We start from the raw sequence: 20,262 nt of genomic DNA, 5'->3' as shown, positions 1-20,262 counted from the left end.
GCGATGAGCGAGCCGAACAGGTACAGCCAGTAGGCGAACATGTTCAGCCGCGGGAACGCCACGTCCGGCGCACCGATCTGCAGCGGCATGATCCAGTTGGCAAACCCCGCGAACAGCGGCGTCGCGAACATCAGCAGCATGATCGTGCCGTGCATCGTGAACGCCTGGTTGAACTGCTCGTTCGACATGATCTGCGTGCCGGGACGAGCCAGTTCGGCGCGCATCAGCAGCGCCATGACGCCGCCGACGCAGAAGAACGCGAACGACGTGACCAGGTACAACGTGCCGATCGTCTTGTGGTCCGTGGTGGTCAGCCAACGGACGGCGGCGAGTCCGGGACGGCGGCCCGGGCGTGGGGGCGCGAGCGCCGGCGTGACAGTGTTGCTCTCCATGTCCCGCCTGTGTCCGCCGCCCCTTCCGACGTCACACGTGTGCGGAGCGACAAGGATCACCGAAACAGGTGTGACGATCGAGGACCTGCCGGACACGTACGGGACATGAGCAACGACGAGATCTTCGCCGCTGCCTATCGCGAGCACTACTGGGCGGTCAGCCGCTATGTTGCGCGGCGACTGGACGGCCGGACGAGCGAAGTCGAGGAAGTGGTGGCGGAGGTCTTCACCGTCGCCTGGCGCCGCCGGTCCGACCTGCCCGCGTCCCCTCTGCCCTGGCTGTACGGCGTGGCACGCAACTGCCTCTCCAACGCGGTACGCGGCTACGGGCGCCGCCGACGGCTGATGGACAGGCTCGGCAACGACGAGACCGCGCACGGCAGGCAGATCGTGGACAGCCCGGACTCCGAACGGCCCGCAGAGTGGGTGCACGACGCGCTGGCCCGCCTCTCGCCGGCCGACCAGGAGGTGCTGCGGCTCACCGCCTGGGAGGAACTGGGGGTCGAGGAGGTCGCCGTGGCCCTCGGCTGCGGCAGCCGAGCGGCGGCGATGCGACTGCACCGGGCCCGCCGCCGCCTCAGAGCCGAGATCGACCGCATGCGGATCGCGACGGCCCCGGGCGCCGGGACCGGCGGCACCGACTCGGACTCCGACTCCGGCACCGACCCTTCGAAGGAGCAGTTCCATGGCTGATGAACTCGAACTGCTGCGCCGCGCCAACCCGGTCCCCGGCGACGACGCCCGCTTCGGTGAAGGCCCGCTGGGGCACGAGGCGGAGAGCCGGCTCCACCACCTCATGGCAGGCACAGGCACAGGTGCAGGCGCAGGCACGGGCACGGGCGGTGAGCGCCGGCCGGGGCGGGGCTGTATCCGCCTCGCATGGGCGCTCGCGGCGACCGTGGTGGTCGCCGTGACCGCCACCGCGCTCCTCCTCGCGGGCCCGAGCACCACCCCGGCCGTGGCCGCGCCCCGCCCCCTGGTGGTCAGGGCCGACTCCACCCCCGTACCCCTCGACGCGCTGGTGGAGCGGGCCGAACGGGACGCGGCGGACGGTTCGGGCGGGCTGCGCAAGGGCACGCATGTGCAGTCGTGGAGCGTGGGCATGTCGGAGGACAAGCCTCCGGTCACGTTGCCCGTGGAACGCGTCGTGCGCTGGAACGCCGACGACAGCCACACGGAGCTGGTCGTCGCGACCGATCCGCGCCACCCCGGCCGGCGGGTCCTCACCGACGCGGACGACGGCCGCCCGCGCCTCGTCGACGACGGGCACGTCATCAGCGAGCAGACCTTCCCGCCGAGCTGGAGCGACGCCCCGCCCCAGTCGCCGCCCCCGCACGACGCCACACGGCTGCGCGCCTACCTGCGGGAGGCACAGCACCTCGACGCCCCGCCGACCACGAGCGAACTGCTGGACGCCACAGCGGTGCTGCTCGACACGTGGACCCTCGGCGCCCGCGAGAACGCCGCGCTCGCCCGGCTGCTCGCGGACGCGAAGGGGCTGAGGTCGGTCGGCCAGGTGACCGACCGCCTCGGCCGGCTCGGCCAGGCGTACGTGTACGACGGAGCCGGTTACCGCCGGATGCTGATCATGGATCCTGCCACCGGTGCCGTCCTGGGCCTGGAGGCCACCGCCGCCGTCGACGAGCCCGAGTACGGCGTCGAGGCGGGCGACGTCATGGACTACAGCGCGTGGATCCGCTGACGCCCGACCCCATTACCGCCCCGCCCCTGATCACGCGCCGGTCTGCCGGACCGCCGCCTCGACGGTCTGGGACAGCAGCGTGGCGATCGTCATCGGACCGACCCCACCGGGCACGGGAGTGATCAGCGAGGCCCGCTCACGGGCGCTGTCGAAGTCGACGTCGCCGACGTTCCCGGCGTTGTAACCGGCGTCGACGACGACCGCGCCCGGCTTGATGTCCTCGCCGCGGATCAGCCGGGGCCGGCCCACCGCGGCCACCACGATGTCCGCCTCCCGCACGACCGACGACAGGTCGGCGGCCGGGGTACGCGAGTGGCAGTACGTCACCGTGGCGTCGCGGCCGAGCAGCAGCATGCCCACCGGCTTGCCGAGGATGGCGCTGCGGCCCACCACGACGGCCCGCTTACCGGCCGGGTCGACGTCGTACTCGTCCAGGAGCCGGATGATGCCGCCCGGGGTGCACGAGGAGAAGCCGGGCAGTCCGAAGCTCATCGCGGAGAAGGACGCCAGGGTCACCCCGTCGACGTCCTTCTCCGGAGCGATGGCCTCGAAAGCGGCCCGCTCGTCGATGTGGTGACCCATCGGGTGCTGGAGGAGGATGCCGTGCACGGCGGGGTCGGCGGACAGTTCGGTGAGCGTGCCGATCAACTCGGCCGTCGTGGTCGCGGCGGGCAACGGCACGTGCCGCGACGCGATCCCCGCCTTGCGGGAACGGTTCTGCTTCATACGCACGTATGTGACGGAAGCCGGGTCCTCGCCCACCAGCACGGTGGCGAGACAGGGCGTCACCCCCGTACGTCCGGTGAGGTCGGCCGCCCGCTTCGCCGTCTTGTCGACGATCCGCCGGGCGAGACCGGTGCCGTCCATGAGTGTGGCCTGGGACATGTGCTGCTCCTGAGCGTCGTGGAGGATGCCCAGGCGCGCGGCTCAGACGATTGCGTCGGGCCGCTCCCCGGTGGTGGTCCACCTCAGCGCCAGTCACGGCCTGCCGTCATTTTACGCCCCGCGGCAGGCTCCGCCAGGGTGCGGGGTGCGGGGTGCGGGGTACCGGGGTGGCAGGTGCCTGTTCGGGTGCGGGCCGGTGGGGGCTGGTCGCGCAGTTCCCCGCGCCCCTTACGGGGTGTTCGTCAGGAACGCCGTCGCCTGGGCCTCCACGCGGACCGCTCCGATCGCTCCCGCCCAGCGTGCTACCTCCGTGGCGAGAGCCGTGGCTGCCGGTTCGTCGCCCGTGGCGCGGGCCAGGACGGCCAGGAGCAGCTGTTGGGAGAGGGTGCCGGGGACGTTCCCCGCACGGGCGCCGAGCGAGGTCGCCCGGGTCCAGCGTTCCCGCGCCCGCTCGTGGTCGAGGTTGTCGTGGTCGTGGTCGCCGAGATGGCGCAGCGCCTCACGGGCCAGCAGGTCGTCGGCCGATTCCCCGGCTTCAAGGGCGAGTTCGTAGTGCGCGGGCGCCTCGTCCCGTTCGGCGAACAGGTTGTCGACGATCAGCCCGAGGTACATCCGCGCCCAGCCCCGGCGTACCTCGTCGGCCGCCCGTTCGCACAACTCCTCGGCCCGCCGCCGCAGTTCGGCCAGCTCGGCGGGGTCCTTGCCCGCCGGACCGAACCGGAACCTGCCGTCGCCGAGCAGCAGACGGAAGTACGCGTACCGCAGCCGTACGAAGTCCAGGTCCCAGCGTCCGACCGGCTCGCCGAGTCCGTCGATCGCCGTGTCCGCGGCGGCGATCCGGGCGTCCGCGGTGTCCGTACCGCCGAACCAGTCGCGCTCCAGGGCGATCTGCGCCCCGGCGAGTGCGAGAGCCGCCCGGTCGCGCGGCTCGGTGGTGACGGTGGCGTCGAGGAGGCATAACGCGCGCTGCCACCGTCCGGCCCTGGCCAGTTCACGTGCCGCGGCGGTGACCTCGTCCACCGGGAGGGCGGCGTGCGGCCTGCTCGTCTGTGTCATGGCGAGGAAGGTAGTAATCAGAAAAACCATCCACAAGGAAACTATTGCGCGACTTCAGGACATCGGGCCACGGCCGTCCCGGGAGGCGGCGGATGGATCACCGGCGAGGGCGCGCTGCCCGCAGTGCCGACCGGAGGAGGGCGGCGGACACGCGCCGGCCCGCCCCATGGCGCACCCCGCCGGCCGGCCTGGGCCGCGTCGGCCGAACCGGGGTCAGCCGGGCCGAGAAGGTCCAGGTCAGACGGGAGGTGATCCGGACCCTCGGCGTCACTCCTCGGCGTCCCAGGCCTGCAGAACCGTCTGGTCGACGATCTTGCCGTCACGCAGGGACATCATCGAGTTGGCGAGCACCCGGACGCCGTCGGGGTACTGACATGACTCCTGGAAGGCGACGTGATCTCCCTGTACCACGCACTGATCCAGCTTGTGCGTCATGTCGCGGCTGTAGACGTCGGCGAGCATCATGGCGATCTGCTCGCGGCCGTGCATGACCATCGGGTGGCTCGGCTGGGTGTTGCGGTCGACGACGCGCAGTTCCGCGTCGTCCGCGTACAGCGACAGCAGTGCCGTCGCGTCCTGGCCCTCGATGCCCCGGCGCAGTGCTTCGGTGTCGAAGCCGGGGCCTGTCTCGGTGTCCATGACGGACCTCCTTGTGGACCACTGGCGAAGCCGCGGCCCGCGGTGCGGAGCGGGCCGCGGAATGCCTCTCCTTCGAGACTCCTCCCGCGCGGGAGCCTCGGCAAGCGCAGCCGTAACGATGCGCCTGTCGGGTGAGGGGCCGGGCGGGGCCGTGTCCGCGGGCAGCTTGTCACCGTTGCTGAAAGCATGATCTCAACACGACGTATTGTCGCCGCCGTTGGCCTCGCCATCAGCGTCACGGGTCTCGCGGTACCGTCCGCGGGCGCCGCCACGGTCCCCGAGACGGGAAAGCTGGACCCGATCGCGGAGCTCGACCAGATCGCCGTGAGCGACCTCCCCGTCGAGCACAGGAACAAGATTCCGAAGATCTCCGACGGCATCCAGTCCCTCAACCAGCTGAACGGCCTCTACCAGCTGGAGCAGCTGCACCAGGTGACCGACCTCGCCGCCCCCGTCACCGGACTGCTCCCCGCCATCGAGTACTGAGCCGTCGCGTCCTCAGCCGCCGGGCACCGGGCCTTCGGGCGCCGGCCCCTCGCCGTGTGCCGCGCGGTCCAGCCGTGTGCCTCGCAGAGAGGCCCGGTGATGATCCGGTGGTCATCGGCGCGGCCCGGATGCGCGTGCGGGCGGTCCGGGTGAGGCTGAGGGCATGTCGGAACACCCCGCAGTACTCGTGCATCCGCCGCGCGGCGACGGCGGCCGGCGCGTGACGGTCCACGGAGAGCCGATCGGCACCGCCATGAACCTCCCTGACATCGTCGAGTTCCTGCGCCGCGCCGGGCTGGAGTTCGACGAGAACGAGGTCGCTGTTTCACCGCTCATCGAGTGGCGCGGCGGCGGCTCCTCGTACTGGGGGCCGGAGCCAGGACACCACTGACGTGAGCACGGGCCTCCGCACGCGTGCGTGCGGGGGCCCGTGTCCGTCCGGAGGAGTACTCCGCCCCGGTTGTGCCCCTGAGCGTGCCGCGGGGCGGCGGTCGTCAGCAGATGCTCTGTGTGCTGTTGACCAGCGTGTTGTTGCGGAACGTCGTGTTGGTGCCGCAGGGACTCTCCCTGATCACGGAGTTCGTCACCGTCAGGTTCTGGACGATGATGTCCGAGTTGTTGGGGAACTCCGAGCGCGCGGCCAGCCGGATCTCCCCGCCACCCGAGACGCTCCCGCTCTGCGCGGCGAGGTTCACGTTGTAGCAGTTCTCGATCAGGATCGCGTTGTTGCCGGTGTTGGAGATCGTGACCCGGTCGATGGTCGCGCCGCCGCTCTCCGAGACACAGAAGACACCCCGGCCGCCACCGCGCGCGACGACCTCGCCGACCCGCACGTTGGTCGCGTAACTGCTGCCGATCCGGCCGTTGCGGTTGGCCATCCGGAAGGCCGCGTAGCCGGTGCCGGTACCCGCGCCGTCCGCGTCCACCTTCGTGACGGTGGCGTTGACCGTCTGGTTCAGGAGCAGGCCCGACTCGCCCACGCTGCGTGCCGTGACCGTGCCGATGGTGATGCCGTCGACCCCGTACGTCTCCACGGCGTGGCTGCTCGCCCCGGACACGTACACGTTGTCGATACGGACGTTGCGGGTCCACTGGGTGGTGTCGCCGCGGTTGTCGATGCGGACGCCGAGACCGGACGACAGGCGCATGTCGATCTGGCCGAGGATCACATTGGTGACGTTGCGCATGAAGATGCCGTAGAGCGGGGCTCCGGTGACGTTGAGGTGCTGAACCTCGATGTCCCGTACGCCGCGTGCGTAGACCGGGGCCTGGTCGCCGGTGCCCGAACCGGTCACGTTGATGGTGCCGCACACGTCGAGCACGGTGTAGCTGGGCAGGGAGACCCTGGAGCCGGCACTCATGGTGCCCGAGCCGCGGACGACGACCCGTTCCTTCGAGGTACGCCCCGCCGTGAGGCTGCTGACGGCCGCCTGCATCGCGGCCCGCATGTCGGTGCCGGTGTAGACGACACCGCTGCCGCGCCGGGCGGTCCAGGTGCTGCCGCTGAGCGTGGCCTCGGCCTGGTACGAGCCCTCTCCGCACGCTGCCGCCGCCTGTCGCGGGACAGCGTCCGCGGGGGCGGCACCGGCGGGGGCGGTGAGCACGGCCGCCGCCGTGACGAGGGCCGTGACGCACGCGGCGACGACCCCCGTCCTTCTGAGGCGGGGCCTTGAGGACGGGGTCGGGCGAGTGACGTGAGGTGCGGCTCTGCGTCCCATCTCGTCTTCTCCTGTGTGGGGATGGTGAAGGTCGATAGCAAGCGGTTTCTACGTGGGGGTGCGGTGAGTGTGGCAAGGGCTTTCTGGGGCGTCAAGGGGCTGGTGTGGCACAGAAATCGCTCACATCTCGCGGCGTACCAGGAAAGCGAGAAGGGCCCGCAGGTCGTCGGTGGTGCGGGCTGCCGCGGGCAGGCCGGCGAGGCAGGCGTCGACGACGGCGAGGTGCCGGCGGGCCTCCGCCAATGCGGCCCCGCGCCCGCCGGCGGCCTCGATCAGGGCGGCGGCGAGACGGGCGTCCGCCGCGCCGAGGGGGTCGGCGGAGTCCAGGAGGCGGGCGAGCGGCCGGGCCGCCGGGGTGCCGAGGGCGGCCAGGACCGGGAACGTCTTCTTGCCCCGCAGCAGGTCCGCGTGGACCGGCTTGCCCGTCACGGCGGGATCGCCCCAGATGCCCAGGACGTCGTCGACCACCTGGAAGGCCACGCCCAGATGACGGCCCGCGCGGTCGAGCGCGGCGACCGTCTCGCGAGGTGCGCCGGCGAGCACGGCGGCGAGGGAGGTCGCGCAGCCCAGCAGCGCGCCGGTCTTGTGTTCGGCCATCGCGCGGTACTCGTCGGGGCCGACCGCCTCCGGGCCCGTCCAGGGGCGGTTCTCGAAGAGCAGGTCGTCGGCCTGGCCGCGTACGAGGTCGTTGAGCGCGGTGGACAGGTGGCGAACGGCTGACGGGATGTCGGTACGGGGCGTGCCGGGCGTGCCGGGCGTGCCGGGTGTGGTGGCGAGGGTCTCCACGGCCAGGGCGAACAGCGCGTCGCCCGCGAGGACGGCGGGGCCCGTGCCGTACGCCTTCCAGACCGTGGGGCGCCCGCGCCGGGTCGGGTCGCCGTCCATGATGTCGTCGTGGAGCAGCGAGAAGGTGTGCACGAGTTCCACGGCGACGGCCGCGGTCACTCCGGCGCTCCGTGGGGTACCGGCCGCCTCCGCGCCCAGGACGGCGAGGGCCTGCCGCAGGCCTTTACCACCCGCGGGCGTGGACACGGGCGCCCCGCCCGGCTCGCACCAGCCGAGGGAGTAGGCGGCCATCTCACCCACCCAGGGATGCAGCCGCGCGACCGCTTCGGCCAGCGCGGGCCGCACGAGGGTCCGGCAGCGCTCCAGCAGGCGGGACGCGCGCTCGCCCGCGGCGGGCGGGGAGGGAGACAGCGCGGCAGGCATCGTGCTCATCGCCGACTCCCCGCGTCGTCGGCCTGGCCGGCCGGGAGAGCGGCGGCGACGGCGGGCGGGTTACTCGCGCCCGCACCGGGGCCGGGGGCGGAGGACTCGACGGGGTGCGGGCTGGTCCCGATGGGGTCCGCGACCGCCCCAGCCACCTCCGGCCCGGGTTCGGCCCCGGATCCGGGACGGCTGTGCGTTGCTGTGCCGGACCCTGCCCGGGCGGGTGTCGGGAGGTCGGACCCTGCCCGGGCGGGTGTCTCGGTGCTCGGCTCGGGTTGGGGCGGGGGGTCGGTGTTGATGCCTAGTTCTGTTTGGGCCTGGGACACCATGCGGTGGGCGTGGTGGAGGCCGATCCGGTTCAGCGTCGTTGCCAGGGACGCCAGTTCCGCGGCCGTCTCGTTCGCGTCGCGGCCCAGGCGGGCGAGGGACTTGGCCAGGCCGAGTCGGGAGAGCGCCTCCCCGCGGGGCTCGCTCATGGCCCGAAACTCCGACAGGGCCAGTTCGTAGAGGTCCCGGGCCTGTGCGTAACGCCCGGCGCGGTACAGGACGTTGCCCCGCATCTTGTGGTTGTAGGCCAGCGCGCTCGACAGGTTCATCTCGCGGCACGTCACCTCCGCCTCGGCGAGCAGGCCGAGCGCGCGGTCGGCGTCCCCGTCGCGCACGGACACGATGTCGGCGAGACCGCGCAGCGCCCACGCGTGCCCCCGCCGGTCGTCCGCCCGCCCGGCGATCTCCGCGGCCTCCTCGAACATCGCGTACGCCGTGTCGTACGAACCGGTGTTGCGGTGCATCTGCGCGATGCCTTCCAGCGCCCACACCGTGTGCCGCGCCTCGCCGCGTTTGCGCGCCTCCGCCAGCAGCTGCTCGTGCAGCGCGCCGACCGCCGCGTAGTCGCCCTGGATACGGCCGGTCTCCGCCATGCCGGCCAGAGAGTAGCCGCGGACGACGATGTCACCGCCGCGTTCGCCGAGTTCGGCCGCGAGTCCCAGCAGACGCCAGGCCAGCGGGAGCGCGCCGCGCTGGCGTGCCAGCGTGCCGCCGCTCCACAGGGCCCACGCCATCGCGGCCGTGTCCTGCGCCTCACGGGCCGCGCGGTAACTCGCCTTCCACGCCCGGTCGGCGTCGCCCACCTGCCCGAGCCGCCGGTGCGCCTCCGCGACCGCGAGACCCGAGCGGGCCGCCTCTCCCCGCGCCCCGGCACGCTCGGCCGCCCGCAACTGCTCGGTGCCCGCGGCCAGTACGTCGACCAGCGAGGAGTTCACGGAGAGGGTGGTGAGCGCGCCTTGGTACTCGGGCGCGAATGCCTTGCCGTACATGGGTGCCTTTCGGTCCGCCGCTTGTGGTGGACGCGGCGGGACCTGTTCGCACACCGCTCGAAACAGGTCTATACACAGTATGTATACATGCTGTGTATAGTGCCCCGGTCCTCCGCCCCGGATCCATGACCTGGGTCGACGGGTCACCGGCGCCGCCGCGCCACCTCGTTGTGGATCAGGACGAGGATCGCGGCGGCGGGGTTGCCTCTGAGGCGCACATCACAGCGCCGAACGGCGGGCGGGCCGCGCTCAGTCGGCGGTCGGCAGCCCTCGTGCGTAGGCGGCCTGGCCCACGTGCTGCAGGTCGTCGGAGAGCACGCTGACCAGGCGGGCGCCCAGGGTGACGGCCGGGGTCCAGTTCTCGTCGACGATGCGGTCCAGGTCCTCCGCGGTCAGGTCGCGCAGCATCCGCAGGGTCTGCTCGTGCACGGCGTCGTAGTAGCCGGTGAGAAGGTCGCCCGAGTCCACCCGGACCTCGGCGACCTGCCGCGGATCGTGGCCGTACCCCGTGTCGTCCTTGGCGAGGGGCAGCGCGAACCGGTCCGCCCAACCGTCCGACAGCCAGACCTGTTCCAGGTCGAAGGCGTCGGCGACGTGGTCGTCCTGGACGCGGGTGAGATGCCAGATCAGCCAGGTGATCGAGTTGGCCGTGCCGCCGGGCCGGGCGTTGAGCTCGTCGGGGGAGAGGCCGACGACGGCGGCGTGCACCTCGTCCTTGATGCGGCCATAGGCTTCGACCAGGACGTCGTGGGCGTGCATGCGTTCCTCCGGGCTCGTGGTGTGGACATACGTCCCGCCCAGTGTCCCCCGTGGTGCCGCGCGGTGCCTCAGTGCCAGCCGGAGTAGGACCCGGCGTACGGCCCGGAGAACGGCTCCTCGCAGAGCTTGAACACGGGCTCGCGGCGCACCGGGTCCGCCGACGTGGTGAGCTGGACGCGGTCGCCGGTGCGGATCGCGACGAGCGGCCCCGAGACCCGGCCCCGGACCGTGAAGCCCTCCGCCATCTCGACGAGCGAGACATTGCGCGCGCCGGGCGTGTTGCGCTGCACGACGGTCGCGTGGCGGATGACACCGAGACCCGCGCTTCGCTCCGTACGCAGGTCGCTGCCCGCGCAGACCGGACAGAGCAGTCGGTGGAACGTGCTGGTCCCGCACCAACGGCAGCGTTGGTAGAGGAGTCCCTCTTCGGCGGGTCCCGCGGTCGTCGCCGTCCCTGGCCCTGCCGCTGGCCCTGTCCCTGTCGCCGTCTCCGGGTCGAGTAGGCCCGTCGTGGTCCCGCTTCCTCGGTGGAACACGATGTCATCTCCCTGCGCCTGGCCGGAATCTGAAGATGCGCGCAGTGCGGCGCACGGCCTCAGAATATGGCACGCAGTGCCACGCGTAAAGGCACTCAGTACCCTCAATTGGTGAGGGAATCAGGCAGGGATCCAGGCAGGGGATCAGGCAGGACCGCGGCCGAGCGTCGTCTCGATCTCCTGGACGACCCGCCACAGCGGGGCGCCGCGCCGGGACACGACGACGACCACCTCGTCGTCGTCCTCGCCGCCGTTCCAGGCCGCATGCGCGCCCCCGGTCCCGTCCGCCACAGGGTTCCGCTCCGGCGCGAACACCCGCTGGACATGGGCCAGGGAGTGGTCCACCGCGGCGCTCGCGTCGCCGCGGCCGTCCGCGCGCAGCCAGGACCGCAGCCCGTTGTTGTGCGCGGCGACCACGGCCGCGGCGATGACATCGGCCCGCAGGGTCCCGTCGGGCCGGCCCGAGAAACGTCCGCGCAGATACTCGGCCAGCGCCCGCTCGTACCGCCAGACCACCGAGAGTTCGTACGTCCGCAGCCCCGGGACCTTTCTGGTGAGGCGGTAGCGCTGGACGGAGAACGCCGGGTTCTCGGCGTACATGCGCAGCACCAGGCGCGCGGCGTCGCAGACGCGCTCCACGGGTTCGTGACCGGGCCCGCTCTCGCCCAGGAAGGAGGTCATCCGGGTCAGGCAGCCCTCGTGGTCCGGGAAGACCACGTCCTCCTTGGACGGGAAGTACCGGAAGAAGGACCGGCGTCCGACCCCCGCGAGGGCCACGATGTCGTCGACGGTGGTCTGCTCGTACCCGCGCTCCACGAACAGCTGGAACGCCGCCGCCACGAGGGACTCCCGCATCGGCGGCTTCGGGTTGCTCACGTCGGCCGCCTGGTCCGGACGGGGTGCCTCGCTCATGCTCGGAACCTAGCACCGCACGCGAGGCCGATGGCACTCAGTGTGCTCCGGACGGGGAACTGAGTGCCGTCGTGCTCCGGGGGCGGGCACGGGGCGGCCGTGGGCGCCGAGTAGGGTCCGGGCCTGTGCGCGGCCGTGCGGCCCGGACGGAACGCTGACGCGGGTGTGACGGGGGTCAAGACGGTGCGGCGCTGGATCAAGGTGTCGGTGGCGGTTGCGGCGGTACTGGGTCTGGGCGGCTACGCGGCCGAGCCGTACGCCACGGACTGGCTGCTGGCGGGCAGTGCCTGCGACGGGGCGCTGCCCCGGGAGGCCGTGGAGCAACTCACTCCGGACGGCGCCCATTTGGCGGGCGCGGAGTCCCGGCACACCGACGCGCTGGGCTCGTACTCCTGCGACATCTCCCTGGCGGGCGATGACGGGTGGCTCATCGAGATGGAGGCGTACACCCGTCGCGACGACCGGGACCGTGAGCTCTACCAGACCTTCCCGGAGCAGGGGTTCGCGGACACGTACGCCGTGCCCTCGGGCGGCGAGCGGGATCGAGACCGCGGCCACGAGGACGGTCACCCCCGCACCCACGCCCACGACGATCCACCGATGCCTGCCCGCAAGCCGCGCCGCCGCCCGGAGCCGCCCCTTCAGGGGGACACCTGCGGCTCTCTCGTCGGCGGTCGCCGAGCCGGCGGCCCCTGCCCGGGCACCCGCATGGCCTTCGGAGCGTTCGGAGCGGTCGGAGCCTTCGGGGCCTCCGGAGCCCTCACCATCGCGGTCGCCGCGGCTTCCCCCATCGCGCATCCCGGCAGAGTAGCGAGCGCCCTAGGTGGCCGGCTCAGTGGCCCTGGCGTGCGCTGTGGCTCTCCACCAGCGCCTGGGTGATCACGCGGACGCCCCGGGCGATGTGGTTCAACTGCGTCAGCTCGGCCGCGTACAGCTTGATCGTGTGCTCGATCACCGACTCGGGCATCCCCATGGCGGGCAGTTCGGCCCGTGCGCTGTGCAGCGCGGTGCGCACGACCCGGATCTCCTGCTGGAGCTGGATCTGGGCGTGACGGGCGAGCAGGACGGGCTGACGGATCAGCAGCGGATAGCTGGCGTAGCGGGTCGGCACCAGCTCGCGCAGCCATTTGGCCGCCGATCGTTCCCAGTCGCGGCTGCCGGGCGTCTTGACCTGACAGGGCCAGTCCGTGCTGATGGGCGAGTACGTCAGGGACATGGGGATCGCTTCCGAGATGGCCGGCGGGCGGTTCTGGTCGTTCTTGGCGGCCCCGGCCCAGGGGATTGACCGGGGCCGCCACGGGCGTGCGTGAGCGGTGCCCGTTCCTGCGCCCGGGGCGGTGCGAGGCGGGTGCGCCGTTCCCGGGTGACCGGGACCCCACCGGATCCCGATCAGCGAGAAGTATTCATATATACCGTCTAGTAAGCAAGGGTATGTAAAAATTCATGTGCCTGTACGGCTGAATTTCGCCTTGCGGGATGCTGTCGTCATATGCCGCTGGAGGGTCGGAGAGGTCAGTCCTTGAGGAAGAAGGCGTGCTCGTCCGCGACCTGTTCGTAGTCCTCCAGGCGGGCCTGCGTACGCTCGGGATCGGCGTCCGTCATGGCCTGGAGCAGCGCCGAGGAGAGCACGACGGGCGCGGCGTAGGAGTCGAAGACGAGCCGTGCGCCGGTGCCGGTCGCGAAGACGACGTCGGCCTCGTCTGCCAGCGGTCCCAGCCCCAGATCGGTGACCAGGGCGACCCGCAGACCGGCCCGCCGGGCGACCCGCATGGCCGTCAGGGTCTCGTGCGCGTGCCGGGGCATGGTGAAGGCCAGCACCCATGTGCCACCCGCCTCGCGCGACTGCAGCAGGGCGTCGTAGGCGACGCTCCCGCCCCGGGTCACCAGCCGGACGTCGGGGTGGATGCGCCGGGCGGCATACGCGAAGTATTCGGCCAGCGATCCGGAGATCCGCAGCCCGAGGACGGTGAGCGGAGCGGACCGCGACAGCGCGCGGCCGGTCTCGATCACCTGTTCCGGGTCGGCGAAGTCGCGGCGCAGGTTCTCCAGGTTGTCGATCTCCGCGTCGACGGCGGCCTGGAGTTCGTTGGGCCGGGCCTCCTCGGCGGCGTCGGGAGAGCCGGCGAGCTTGCTGAGCGCGATCGACTGGAGGCGTTCCCGCAGGGCGGGGTAGCCGCTGAAGCCCACCGCCGTCGCGAAACGGGTCACCGAGGGCTGGCTCACGCCCACGCGCTCCGCGAGATCCGTGATCGACAGAAAGGCCGCTTCGGTGATGTGCTCGATCAGGTACTGGGCGATCCGCCGCTGCCCGGGGGAGAGCCGGGGGCCGTCGAACAGGGCCCGCAGCCTGGTCGTGGGAGCGGCCTCCGCCTCCGTGACCGGTTTACCCGAACTGATCGCGGACGCCTGCGCGCGGGCCTGCTGCGGCGATGGCACCGATGCGCCTCCTTCGTGTCCCACTGAGGTTCAACATAGCCCACCCCGGCCGAAGCCCGACCAGCCCAAGGCGGCACGGCCTCCGCCACCTCCAGGGGCGCGGAAAACGGCGCGGTCGTTTGTCCTTCGCCTTCAGGGGCGCGGGAAACGGCGCAGTCTTTCGCCTTCCGGGGGCGCGGGGAACGGCGCAGTCTGTTGTCTGTCAGGGGCGCGGGGAACGGCGCGACAGGCCACGACGCACCCGCACATACGCACGCACCCAACCCACTGCCCCGCCCCGAACCGCACCCCTGGCATGATCGTGGGCATGGCTGAACGCGTGATCGCCGCATGTGACGGGGCGTCGAAAGGAAACCCGGGCCCCGCAGGCTGGGCCTGGGTCGTAGGGGACGGCACGGGAACCCCCACCGAATGGGAGGCGGGCCCGCTCGGCACCGCGACCAACAACGTCGCCGAACTGACGGCCCTGGAACGGCTGTTGACGGCCGTGGACCCGGGCGTACCGCTGGAGATCCGGATGGACTCCCAGTACGCGATGAAGGCGGTCACCACCTGGCTGCCGGGCTGGAAACGCAAGGGCTGGAAGACGGCGGCCGGCAAGCCCGTGGCCAACCAGGAACTGGTCGTACGGATCGACGAGTTGCTCGACGGCCGCTCGGTGGAGTTCCGGTACGTGCCCGCGCACCAGGTCGACGGCGACCCCCTCAACGACTTCGCGGACCGTGCGGCGAGCCAGGCCGCGATCGTCCAGAAGCCGGCGGGCAGCGAGCAGGGCTCTCCGGAGCCGCCGAAGTCCCCGGCGGCCAAGAAGGCGGCCCCTGCGAAGAAGCGCACCTCGGCGTCGTCCTCCTCTTCCGCTTCCTCCTCCGCACGCACCTCTTCCTCTTCCTCCTCGCGCACGCTGAAGGCCAAGTTCCCCGGCCGGTGCCGCTGCGGCCGCTCGTACGCGGCGGGCGAGACGATCGCGAAGAACCCCGACGGCTGGGGCCACCCGGAGTGCCGTACGGAGGCCTAGCCAAGGCTCTGGACCCCTCCTGTGACCGGCCCGTCTCCCTCCCGGATGCGAAACCCGGCACCTGCGGTGACTCTTGATACGTAGGGGTGAACCGATCAGGAGGATGACTCATGTCCGTTATGGACAAGATCAAGGGCATGCTTAAGGGCCACCCGGAGCAGACGAGCAAGGGTGTCGACAAGGCCGGCGACTTCGTCGACGACAGGACGCAGGGCAAGTACAGCGGTCATGTCGACACCGCCCAGGACAGGCTGAAGGACCAGTTCGGATCGGGTCGGGACGAGAATCCGCCGCGGTCCTGACACCACGGTCCTGACACCACGGTCGCGCACAGGACGGGCCGGTCCCCTCGGGGGCCGGCCCGCTCCTTTCCTAGCCACGCGAGGTCGGCCCACGCGAGGTCAGCGGCCCCGGATGTCCGAGGCATGGCAGGTGACCGTGGGCCCCGCCAGCATCCCGCCGGTGTAGAGGCTCTGGCCCCGCGGCATCCAGTACCCCAGCTTCGAGACGATGGTCGTGCAGGCGTCCGCGACCCTGGCGTGGACGACGACCGTGGAGGGCCGGCCCGGCTGGAGGTCGGTGAGGGCGCAGTCCAGCGCGTACATGCTGCGGGCCGTCGACGGATGGCGGCCGGTGAGCGGGTTGACGCAGCGGGCGTCGGAGGTGGTCAGTTCCAGTCCCGAGGCTTCCTCCCCGATGAGCCCGAACCGGGCGCTCCCGTCCCCGGCGTCGCTGTCGCGCGCGACGGTGTACGTCAGCGTGGCCGACGAGTGCGGCCGCAGGGTGTGCCGGTCGACCTCGATGCGGTGCGTGGCTTCGGGCTTCGGGTCGGTGAGGGTCAGCGTGGCGCGGACCGTCCCCCGCAGGTCGACCCCGGCGGGCGACGAGCGGACATGCACGGTGCCGCTGACCTCGTACGTTCCCGGTCCCGGGGTCTCCCGGCCGCCGGGCAGCGGGCCCGTGGCGACGGTCCGGCCGTCGCGTCGCAGGGTCCAGGTCCCTGAGGTCAGACACGCGTACCGAGCGGTGGTGCCGTGCCGTCGGCAGGTGGCCGGGGCCGACAGTGACGTTCCCGCGCCCCCGCCGCTCGCGCAGAGACTGACGGAGGCCCGCTGTCCGCCGGGCCCCTTCAGGGTGCCCGCGGGGGAGCAGACGGTCGCCGCCGTCGCCGCGGGGGGCGGCTCCGGCGCCCGGTCCCGGGGCGCCGCCCCCGCCGGAGCTCCCACGGCCGTCCAGCCCGTGACGGCCAAGGCGGCCGCCGCGGTCAGCAACAGGGGTGTCCTGCGGAATGTGGGGCGTACCGGCACGGAATCTTCCTCCTCGTCGAGGCGGCGAGCGGCCGGGTGCCGGTCGCGTGCGTCGAGGAGAGGATGCGGGAACGCCCCGGGGGCCCGGACGTTCCCACGCCGGGCGGACCGGTCAGGGCCGGTACGCGTCGCCCGGATGGGCCAGGTCGTACGGGCGCGGGTACACGGCGGGCCGGTACGCGGCGTAACGGGCCGGAGTGGTCGGATCGGCCTGCGTCGCCCGCGAGTTGAGGGTCTCCGCTCCCGTGTCGTCCCACCGGCCCGTGTCGACCCGGTGTTCCAGGGTGTCCAGCGCGGCGAGCTGTTCGGCGGGGCTGAAGGTGCAGTGGCCCGCGTTGTCGACGTACGCCTGGCGGAGCAGATGCCGGGAGCCGCCCGCGGTGGCGGCCCGCAGATAGGCGCTCTCCGTCTGCACGGGGACCAGGGCGTCCCCGGTGGTGTGGATGGTGAGCTGCGGCTTCGTCAGCTTGCCCGTGAACGCGCTGGTCCGGCTCATCCAGTCGACCGCGGCCTCGTCGGCCTCGATGCGGGGGGCCTCGTTGACCGTCCGGAGGTCGTCCGCGAGGGACCGTCCCGCGGCCTTGTACAGCCCCTTGACCTCCTCGTACGCCGAGGACGCGCGCAGCATTCTCGTGTAGTCGACCCCGGTGTTCCAGGACGGGTTGCCGCCCGCCAGCGTCTCCGTGTCCTGCCGCCAGCTGAACGCCGCCGTCGCGAGGAGACCCCGGACGGCCGTGTACTGGTTCGCCTGCTGGGCCGTCCAGTCGGTGGGCGCCGGGCGGGGCTGCCCGGGGTCGTTCCAGCCGGGGATGTTGTGCAGGGCCGCCGCGAGGGCTATCCGGGCGCGGCCGTCCGCGGAGTTCTGCGCCTCGGTGACGACCCCGCTCAACGCGCCGGCGGCGGCCGTGGCGCTCGCCCGGTCCGGGAAGTCGGCCAGCGGGATGGCGGCGTCGGGCGCGAGGAGCGCCTTCAGGGCGAAGACCGGGTCGAGGGTGTTGTTCCAGTTGGCGACACCGCCGTGGACCAGCCCGCACACGGACAGGGTGCCGTCGACGCGGTCCGCGTGGCGCTCGGCGATCCGCGTGGTGACGAACCCGCCGTACGACTGGCCCCAGGCGAGGGTCCGCCGGGCCGCCCCGAACCGTTCGGTGAAGACGTCGAGTGTCGCCAGCTGGTCCGGCACCGCGTGCTCCACCGCCCACCCGGTGGTGGCGTACGACGAGCCGATGAGCGCGTACCCGTCCCCGAGGAGGAGGTCGCGGGTGGCGGCGTCGGTGACGTTCTGGGCCGGGTTGGGCGCGCCCCGGGGCCGGAAGCCGTGGCTGAACAGGAGCACGGTGCCGTTCCAGTCGCCGGGGACGTCCATGACGTACGTCGCGCCGGAGGACAGGGTGCCCTCCACGTGCACGTCATCCGCGCGCACGTCCTCGGCGGTGACGGAGCGGGCCGGGGCCGCGGTCGCCAGCAGCAGGACGGCGACCGGGAGGAGGAGGCGGCGTTTCATGGGGGATCCCTTCCGGGGCGGGGGAGGGGGCAGGGACGGGACGGCCTCAGTGAAGTTAGGCAGGTGTTCTCCGGTGGTCAATAATCTGCGCAACATCAAGACGGCAATCAAGACAGCCATCAAGACCGCCATCACTACGGGGGGTGTGTCCATGCCTCGGCGCCCACCCCCGTAGTGATGAGGGCGGGCGCCTGACGGTGGTGCTCAGGAGAACTGCTCAGGGAAAGTGCTCAGGAACCGGTGGGGCACGTGTTCCGGTACTCGCTGATCTGGGTGTTCGTCGTGGGCGCCGGGCACAGGAACTTGTCGTACCGCACGTCCTCGTCGACGAAGCGCTTCAGCCAGGCGATGCTGTACTTCGCGATCGTCACGTTGGAACCGAGTGCCACGTTGTGGTCGGCGCCCCGAAGTTCCAGGTAGGCCTTCTCCGGCGCGGCGGTGAGGCTGTTGTAGAACACCTCCGCGTGCGAGCCCGGTGAGGCGATCGCGTCGTTCTCGGCGCCGATGATCATCGTGGGTACCCGGTCGGTCTGCCAGGTCTTGTCGTTGCTCCACGGCATCAGCGGCACGGCCGCCTTCAGCGAGGGCCGCGACTCGGACGCCTTGAGCGAGCCCCCGCCGCCCATCGAATGACCCATCACGGCAAGGCGGTTGGGGTCGATGCGGGTCCGTACGGAACTGGACTGGACGAGGTAGTCGAGGGCGTTGAGCATCTGGGTGGCGCGGTCGTCGGGCTGGTCGAAGCCGGAGTTGGTGTCCAGCGTCAGGACGACGAAGCCCTGGGACGCGAGGCGCGGGCCGTACCAGCTGATCAGCGCCTCAGGCGTCACGAAGCCGGGGCTGACGACCACGGCCCCGAACGTGCCCTGGCTCGTGTCGGTGGGGTAGTAGGCGGTGCCCTGCTTGAAGGTCGGCCCGTCGACCGTGGTCTGCGCGGTGGCGAAGGGACCGCGTTCGGCGGTGATGGACTGTTCGGTGGGGTCGGGACCCCTTTGGTAGTCCCCGGGTCCGGCCTGAGCCTCCTGGGGGAGGATGCTCACGCCCACCGCCAGGGCGGCGGCGCCGGACAGGAGGCCGAAGCGTTTCGCGGTGCGGGTGCTCACATGTCTCATGCGGCCCGAGCATGCTGACGAGCGGTCGACGGCGCTTCTGGTTCAACTGCTGAATTCCGTACCGAAGTTTGTCAGGGCAGCACGGAACGGCGTACCGACCTGGTGCGCAGCGCGAGCTGCGCGTCGAAACGGAACGCCGGGTCGGCCAGCTTCTCGCCGTACAGGGCCGCGAGTTGGCGCAGCCGGTTGCGGGCCGTCTGCGGATGGATGCCCAGTGCGGCGGCCACCTCGGGGGCCGTGCGCCCGCCGGAGTCGAGCAGCGCTTCCAGTGTGTCCGTGAGCCGCTCCGCCTTGCCCGGCGGCAGGGCGCGCAGGGGATCGAGGACCTGGTCGTGGAGCAGGGCCCCGATCGGCGCCCCGTGCAGGAGGTGCAGGTCCGCGAGATGCTCCTCGGTCCTGAGGCGCCCCAGGCTCCGGCCCAGCCGGGCGCAGTGCAGCGATACCCACGCCTCGTCGAGGGCGACACTCGGGCCCACTGCCGCGTCCGACCCCTGAAGGGTGCTCAGCAGGCCGTCGCCGGGCACGACCAGGTGCAGTTCGCCGCCCCGGCTGACCCGCAGTACCTCCTCGTCGACCGCGCTCACGTCGGCGGAGGCGGGCAGGACCGCGCACCGGACGCGGTCCGGCAGCGGCCAGGCGGCCCGGCGGGCGAGGTCGGGCAGGGGTTCCGCGAGCGGATCGCGGTGGCGCTCCAGCAGCCGTGCCGCCAGCAGACGGCGGGCGCGCAGCACCTCGTCGGCCGCGCCGGCCCGTGCCTCCTCGAAGCCCGTCACCGACTCCTCGGCCAGCGCGTGGATGTGCGTGAGGACGGCCTCGCTCAGCGGGACGGCTATCTCGCCGGAGAAGGCGGCCTGCCGTGCCACGTCCACGTAGCGGCGGCACGCGACCCGGGCGCCGATGCGGTAGGCGGCCTGCAGTCCGTCCGTGCCCCGACCGTTCAGATACTCCAGTCTGCCCAGCCGCCTGAAGCGCGGCACGTAGTGCTGCTGCGGCCCGTCCGGCTCCTCGACCAGCTCGGTGAACTGGGTGGCCGCCAGCCGCACGGCCTCGGCGAGATCCTGCGCGACGGCGGAGCCGAGGGGCTGCCGGTAGCCGCGTACCTCTCTGCGGATGGCCTGGACCATCTCCGTGGTCAGCTCCGGAAGCCGGTCCCTCAACAGCGGGGCGAGCCCAGGCGGCAACTGGTGCCAAGGACGCCTGGACAACAGCGGATCAACACCTGACACGTCCAACTCCCTTGATGGCTCAGGGCCGGGGGCGCCACCGAAGCGGCGCGGG

At 72.0% G+C, this 20,262-nt stretch carries 23 protein-coding genes and 1 riboswitch; of the genes, 7 read left to right on the top strand and 16 right to left on the bottom strand.

What is annotated here, in order from left to right:
• Positions 1 to 392, bottom strand: a 392-nt coding sequence (locus IE278_RS39230) for a cbb3-type cytochrome c oxidase subunit I (RefSeq protein ID WP_189779795.1), incomplete at its 3' end; no start/stop codon positions are given.
• A 105-nt stretch (positions 393 to 497) separates the two neighbouring features.
• Between IE278_RS39230 and IE278_RS39225 the strand changes: the two genes are divergently transcribed.
• Together IE278_RS39225 and IE278_RS39220 are read left to right on the top strand one after the other, a co-directional pair.
• Complete coding sequence (locus IE278_RS39225; RefSeq protein WP_189779794.1) at positions 498 to 1,085, top strand: RNA polymerase sigma factor; 588 nt, start codon at positions 498 to 500, stop codon at positions 1,083 to 1,085.
• Positions 1,078 to 2,094, top strand: coding sequence for a CU044_5270 family protein (locus IE278_RS39220; RefSeq protein ID WP_189779793.1), 1,017 nt, complete (start codon positions 1,078 to 1,080; stop codon positions 2,092 to 2,094). The genes IE278_RS39225 and IE278_RS39220 overlap by 8 nt, the downstream gene beginning before the upstream one ends.
• 30 nt (positions 2,095 to 2,124) lie before the next feature.
• On the opposite strand, the gene IE278_RS39215 is transcribed toward IE278_RS39220, so the two are convergent.
• The 3 genes from IE278_RS39215 to IE278_RS39205 all read right to left on the bottom strand — a co-directional run bounded on the left by IE278_RS39215 (position 2,125) and on the right by IE278_RS39205 (position 4,674).
• Positions 2,125 to 2,979, bottom strand: a complete 855-nt coding sequence (locus IE278_RS39215; RefSeq protein ID WP_189779792.1) for a bifunctional 5,10-methylenetetrahydrofolate dehydrogenase/5,10-methenyltetrahydrofolate cyclohydrolase — start codon at positions 2,977 to 2,979, stop codon at positions 2,125 to 2,127.
• 20 nt (positions 2,980 to 2,999) lie between these two features.
• A riboswitch (ZMP/ZTP riboswitch) is annotated at positions 3,000 to 3,086 on the bottom strand.
• A 121-nt stretch (positions 3,087 to 3,207) separates the two neighbouring features.
• Positions 3,208 to 4,035: a hypothetical protein gene (locus IE278_RS39210; protein ID WP_189779791.1), complete on the bottom strand. Its 828-nt coding sequence runs from the start codon at positions 4,033 to 4,035 to the stop codon at positions 3,208 to 3,210.
• Between the two features lie 267 nt (positions 4,036 to 4,302).
• Entirely contained in the window at positions 4,303 to 4,674 is a 372-nt protein-coding gene (locus IE278_RS39205) for a nuclear transport factor 2 family protein (RefSeq protein ID WP_189779790.1), read from the bottom strand.
• Between the two features lie 186 nt (positions 4,675 to 4,860).
• Between IE278_RS39205 and IE278_RS39200 the strand changes: the two genes are divergently transcribed.
• Both IE278_RS39200 and IE278_RS39195 read left to right on the top strand, forming a co-directional pair.
• A complete protein-coding gene (locus tag IE278_RS39200) occupies positions 4,861 to 5,160 on the top strand; it encodes a hypothetical protein (RefSeq protein ID WP_107015080.1) in 300 nt (99 codons plus the stop codon).
• A 163-nt stretch (positions 5,161 to 5,323) separates the two neighbouring features.
• Positions 5,324 to 5,551 carry a hypothetical protein gene (locus tag IE278_RS39195; protein ID WP_189779789.1) on the top strand — a complete coding sequence of 76 codons (228 nt, stop codon included), beginning with the start codon at positions 5,324 to 5,326 and terminating at the stop codon, positions 5,549 to 5,551.
• 103 nt (positions 5,552 to 5,654) lie between these two features.
• Here the strand turns inward: IE278_RS39195 and IE278_RS39190 are convergent, their stop codons facing one another.
• The 6 genes from IE278_RS39190 to IE278_RS39165 all read right to left on the bottom strand — a co-directional run bounded on the left by IE278_RS39190 (position 5,655) and on the right by IE278_RS39165 (position 11,553).
• Complete coding sequence (locus IE278_RS39190; protein WP_189779788.1) at positions 5,655 to 6,878, bottom strand: hypothetical protein; 1,224 nt, start codon at positions 6,876 to 6,878, stop codon at positions 5,655 to 5,657.
• Positions 6,879 to 6,998: 120 nt separating this feature from the next.
• A complete protein-coding gene (locus tag IE278_RS39185) occupies positions 6,999 to 8,087 on the bottom strand; it encodes a polyprenyl synthetase family protein (protein ID WP_246571508.1) in 1,089 nt (362 codons plus the stop codon).
• A 5-nt stretch (positions 8,088 to 8,092) separates the two neighbouring features.
• Positions 8,093 to 9,403 carry a tetratricopeptide repeat protein gene (locus tag IE278_RS39180; RefSeq protein ID WP_308434967.1) on the bottom strand — a complete coding sequence of 437 codons (1,311 nt, stop codon included), beginning with the start codon at positions 9,401 to 9,403 and terminating at the stop codon, positions 8,093 to 8,095.
• A 249-nt stretch (positions 9,404 to 9,652) separates the two neighbouring features.
• A complete protein-coding gene (locus IE278_RS39175) occupies positions 9,653 to 10,162 on the bottom strand; it encodes a mycothiol transferase (RefSeq protein WP_189779786.1) in 510 nt (169 codons plus the stop codon).
• Between the two features lie 68 nt (positions 10,163 to 10,230).
• Entirely contained in the window at positions 10,231 to 10,698 is a 468-nt protein-coding gene (locus tag IE278_RS39170) for a Zn-ribbon domain-containing OB-fold protein (protein ID WP_189779785.1), read from the bottom strand.
• A gap of 144 nt (positions 10,699 to 10,842) precedes the next feature.
• The gene (locus IE278_RS39165; RefSeq protein ID WP_189779797.1) at positions 10,843 to 11,553 is read right to left on the bottom strand and encodes a TetR family transcriptional regulator; all 711 of its coding nucleotides are present in this window, start codon (positions 11,551 to 11,553) and stop codon (positions 10,843 to 10,845) included.
• A 222-nt stretch (positions 11,554 to 11,775) separates the two neighbouring features.
• On the opposite strand from IE278_RS39165, the gene IE278_RS39160 reads away from it, so the two are divergent.
• The gene (locus IE278_RS39160; protein ID WP_189779784.1) at positions 11,776 to 12,489 is read left to right on the top strand and encodes a hypothetical protein; all 714 of its coding nucleotides are present in this window, start codon (positions 11,776 to 11,778) and stop codon (positions 12,487 to 12,489) included.
• Here the strand turns inward: IE278_RS39160 and IE278_RS39155 are convergent.
• On the bottom strand, positions 12,443 to 12,826 hold the full coding sequence (locus IE278_RS39155) for a hypothetical protein (RefSeq protein WP_189779783.1): 384 nt from the start codon (positions 12,824 to 12,826) through the stop codon (positions 12,443 to 12,445). The genes IE278_RS39160 and IE278_RS39155 overlap by 47 nt on opposite strands.
• 296 nt (positions 12,827 to 13,122) lie before the next feature.
• Positions 13,123 to 14,046 (bottom strand): MurR/RpiR family transcriptional regulator, encoded by a 924-nt coding sequence (locus tag IE278_RS39150; RefSeq protein WP_189779782.1) that lies wholly within the window; start codon positions 14,044 to 14,046, stop codon positions 13,123 to 13,125.
• 295 nt (positions 14,047 to 14,341) lie between these two features.
• Here IE278_RS39150 and IE278_RS39145 point away from each other — a divergent pair, with 295 nt between their 5' ends.
• Complete coding sequence (locus IE278_RS39145; RefSeq protein WP_189779781.1) at positions 14,342 to 15,061, top strand: ribonuclease H family protein; 720 nt, start codon at positions 14,342 to 14,344, stop codon at positions 15,059 to 15,061.
• A gap of 110 nt (positions 15,062 to 15,171) precedes the next feature.
• Positions 15,172 to 15,363, top strand: coding sequence for an antitoxin (locus IE278_RS39140; protein WP_189779780.1), 192 nt, complete (start codon positions 15,172 to 15,174; stop codon positions 15,361 to 15,363).
• A gap of 99 nt (positions 15,364 to 15,462) precedes the next feature.
• Here the strand turns inward: IE278_RS39140 and IE278_RS39135 are convergent, their stop codons facing one another.
• The 4 genes from IE278_RS39135 to IE278_RS39120 all read right to left on the bottom strand — a co-directional run bounded on the left by IE278_RS39135 (position 15,463) and on the right by IE278_RS39120 (position 20,189).
• Positions 15,463 to 16,368 carry a hypothetical protein gene (locus IE278_RS39135; protein ID WP_189779779.1) on the bottom strand — a complete coding sequence of 302 codons (906 nt, stop codon included), beginning with the start codon at positions 16,366 to 16,368 and terminating at the stop codon, positions 15,463 to 15,465.
• A 112-nt stretch (positions 16,369 to 16,480) separates the two neighbouring features.
• Entirely contained in the window at positions 16,481 to 17,872 is a 1,392-nt protein-coding gene (locus IE278_RS39130) for an alpha/beta hydrolase family protein (protein ID WP_189779778.1), read from the bottom strand.
• A gap of 230 nt (positions 17,873 to 18,102) precedes the next feature.
• Positions 18,103 to 18,984 (bottom strand): poly(ethylene terephthalate) hydrolase family protein, encoded by an 882-nt coding sequence (locus IE278_RS39125; RefSeq protein ID WP_189779777.1) that lies wholly within the window; start codon positions 18,982 to 18,984, stop codon positions 18,103 to 18,105.
• 71 nt (positions 18,985 to 19,055) lie between these two features.
• On the bottom strand, positions 19,056 to 20,189 hold the full coding sequence (locus IE278_RS39120; protein ID WP_189779776.1) for a PucR family transcriptional regulator: 1,134 nt from the start codon (positions 20,187 to 20,189) through the stop codon (positions 19,056 to 19,058).
• Between the last annotated feature and the right edge of the window lie 73 nt (positions 20,190 to 20,262).

It is taken from the genome of Streptomyces tauricus (assembly GCF_014650955.1).
GTDB lineage: Bacteria > Actinomycetota > Actinomycetes > Streptomycetales > Streptomycetaceae > Streptomyces > Streptomyces tauricus.
Note: the sequence above shows the minus strand (reverse complement) of the source record. Positions and strands in the feature narration are given on the sequence as shown.

Coding starts and splice junctions, on each gene's coding strand:
- IE278_RS39225 (WP_189779794.1), top strand. CDS start 498: ATGAGCAACGACGAGATCTTCGCCGCTGCCTATCGCGAGCACTACTGG.
- IE278_RS39220 (WP_189779793.1), top strand. CDS start 1,078: ATGGCTGATGAACTCGAACTGCTGCGCCGCGCCAACCCGGTCCCCGGC.
- IE278_RS39215 (WP_189779792.1), bottom strand. CDS start 2,979: ATGTCCCAGGCCACACTCATGGACGGCACCGGTCTCGCCCGGCGGATC.
- IE278_RS39210 (WP_189779791.1), bottom strand. CDS start 4,035: ATGACACAGACGAGCAGGCCGCACGCCGCCCTCCCGGTGGACGAGGTC.
- IE278_RS39205 (WP_189779790.1), bottom strand. CDS start 4,674: ATGGACACCGAGACAGGCCCCGGCTTCGACACCGAAGCACTGCGCCGG.
- IE278_RS39200 (WP_107015080.1), top strand. CDS start 4,861: ATGATCTCAACACGACGTATTGTCGCCGCCGTTGGCCTCGCCATCAGC.
- IE278_RS39195 (WP_189779789.1), top strand. CDS start 5,324: ATGTCGGAACACCCCGCAGTACTCGTGCATCCGCCGCGCGGCGACGGC.
- IE278_RS39190 (WP_189779788.1), bottom strand. CDS start 6,878: ATGGGACGCAGAGCCGCACCTCACGTCACTCGCCCGACCCCGTCCTCA.
- IE278_RS39185 (WP_246571508.1), bottom strand. CDS start 8,087: ATGCCTGCCGCGCTGTCTCCCTCCCCGCCCGCCGCGGGCGAGCGCGCG.
- IE278_RS39180 (WP_308434967.1), bottom strand. CDS start 9,403: ATGTACGGCAAGGCATTCGCGCCCGAGTACCAAGGCGCGCTCACCACC.
- IE278_RS39175 (WP_189779786.1), bottom strand. CDS start 10,162: ATGCACGCCCACGACGTCCTGGTCGAAGCCTATGGCCGCATCAAGGAC.
- IE278_RS39165 (WP_189779797.1), bottom strand. CDS start 11,553: ATGCGGGAGTCCCTCGTGGCGGCGGCGTTCCAGCTGTTCGTGGAGCGC.
- IE278_RS39155 (WP_189779783.1), bottom strand. CDS start 12,826: ATGTCCCTGACGTACTCGCCCATCAGCACGGACTGGCCCTGTCAGGTC.
- IE278_RS39145 (WP_189779781.1), top strand. CDS start 14,342: ATGATCGTGGGCATGGCTGAACGCGTGATCGCCGCATGTGACGGGGCG.
- IE278_RS39140 (WP_189779780.1), top strand. CDS start 15,172: ATGTCCGTTATGGACAAGATCAAGGGCATGCTTAAGGGCCACCCGGAG.
- IE278_RS39130 (WP_189779778.1), bottom strand. CDS start 17,872: ATGAAACGCCGCCTCCTCCTCCCGGTCGCCGTCCTGCTGCTGGCGACC.
- IE278_RS39125 (WP_189779777.1), bottom strand. CDS start 18,984: ATGAGACATGTGAGCACCCGCACCGCGAAACGCTTCGGCCTCCTGTCC.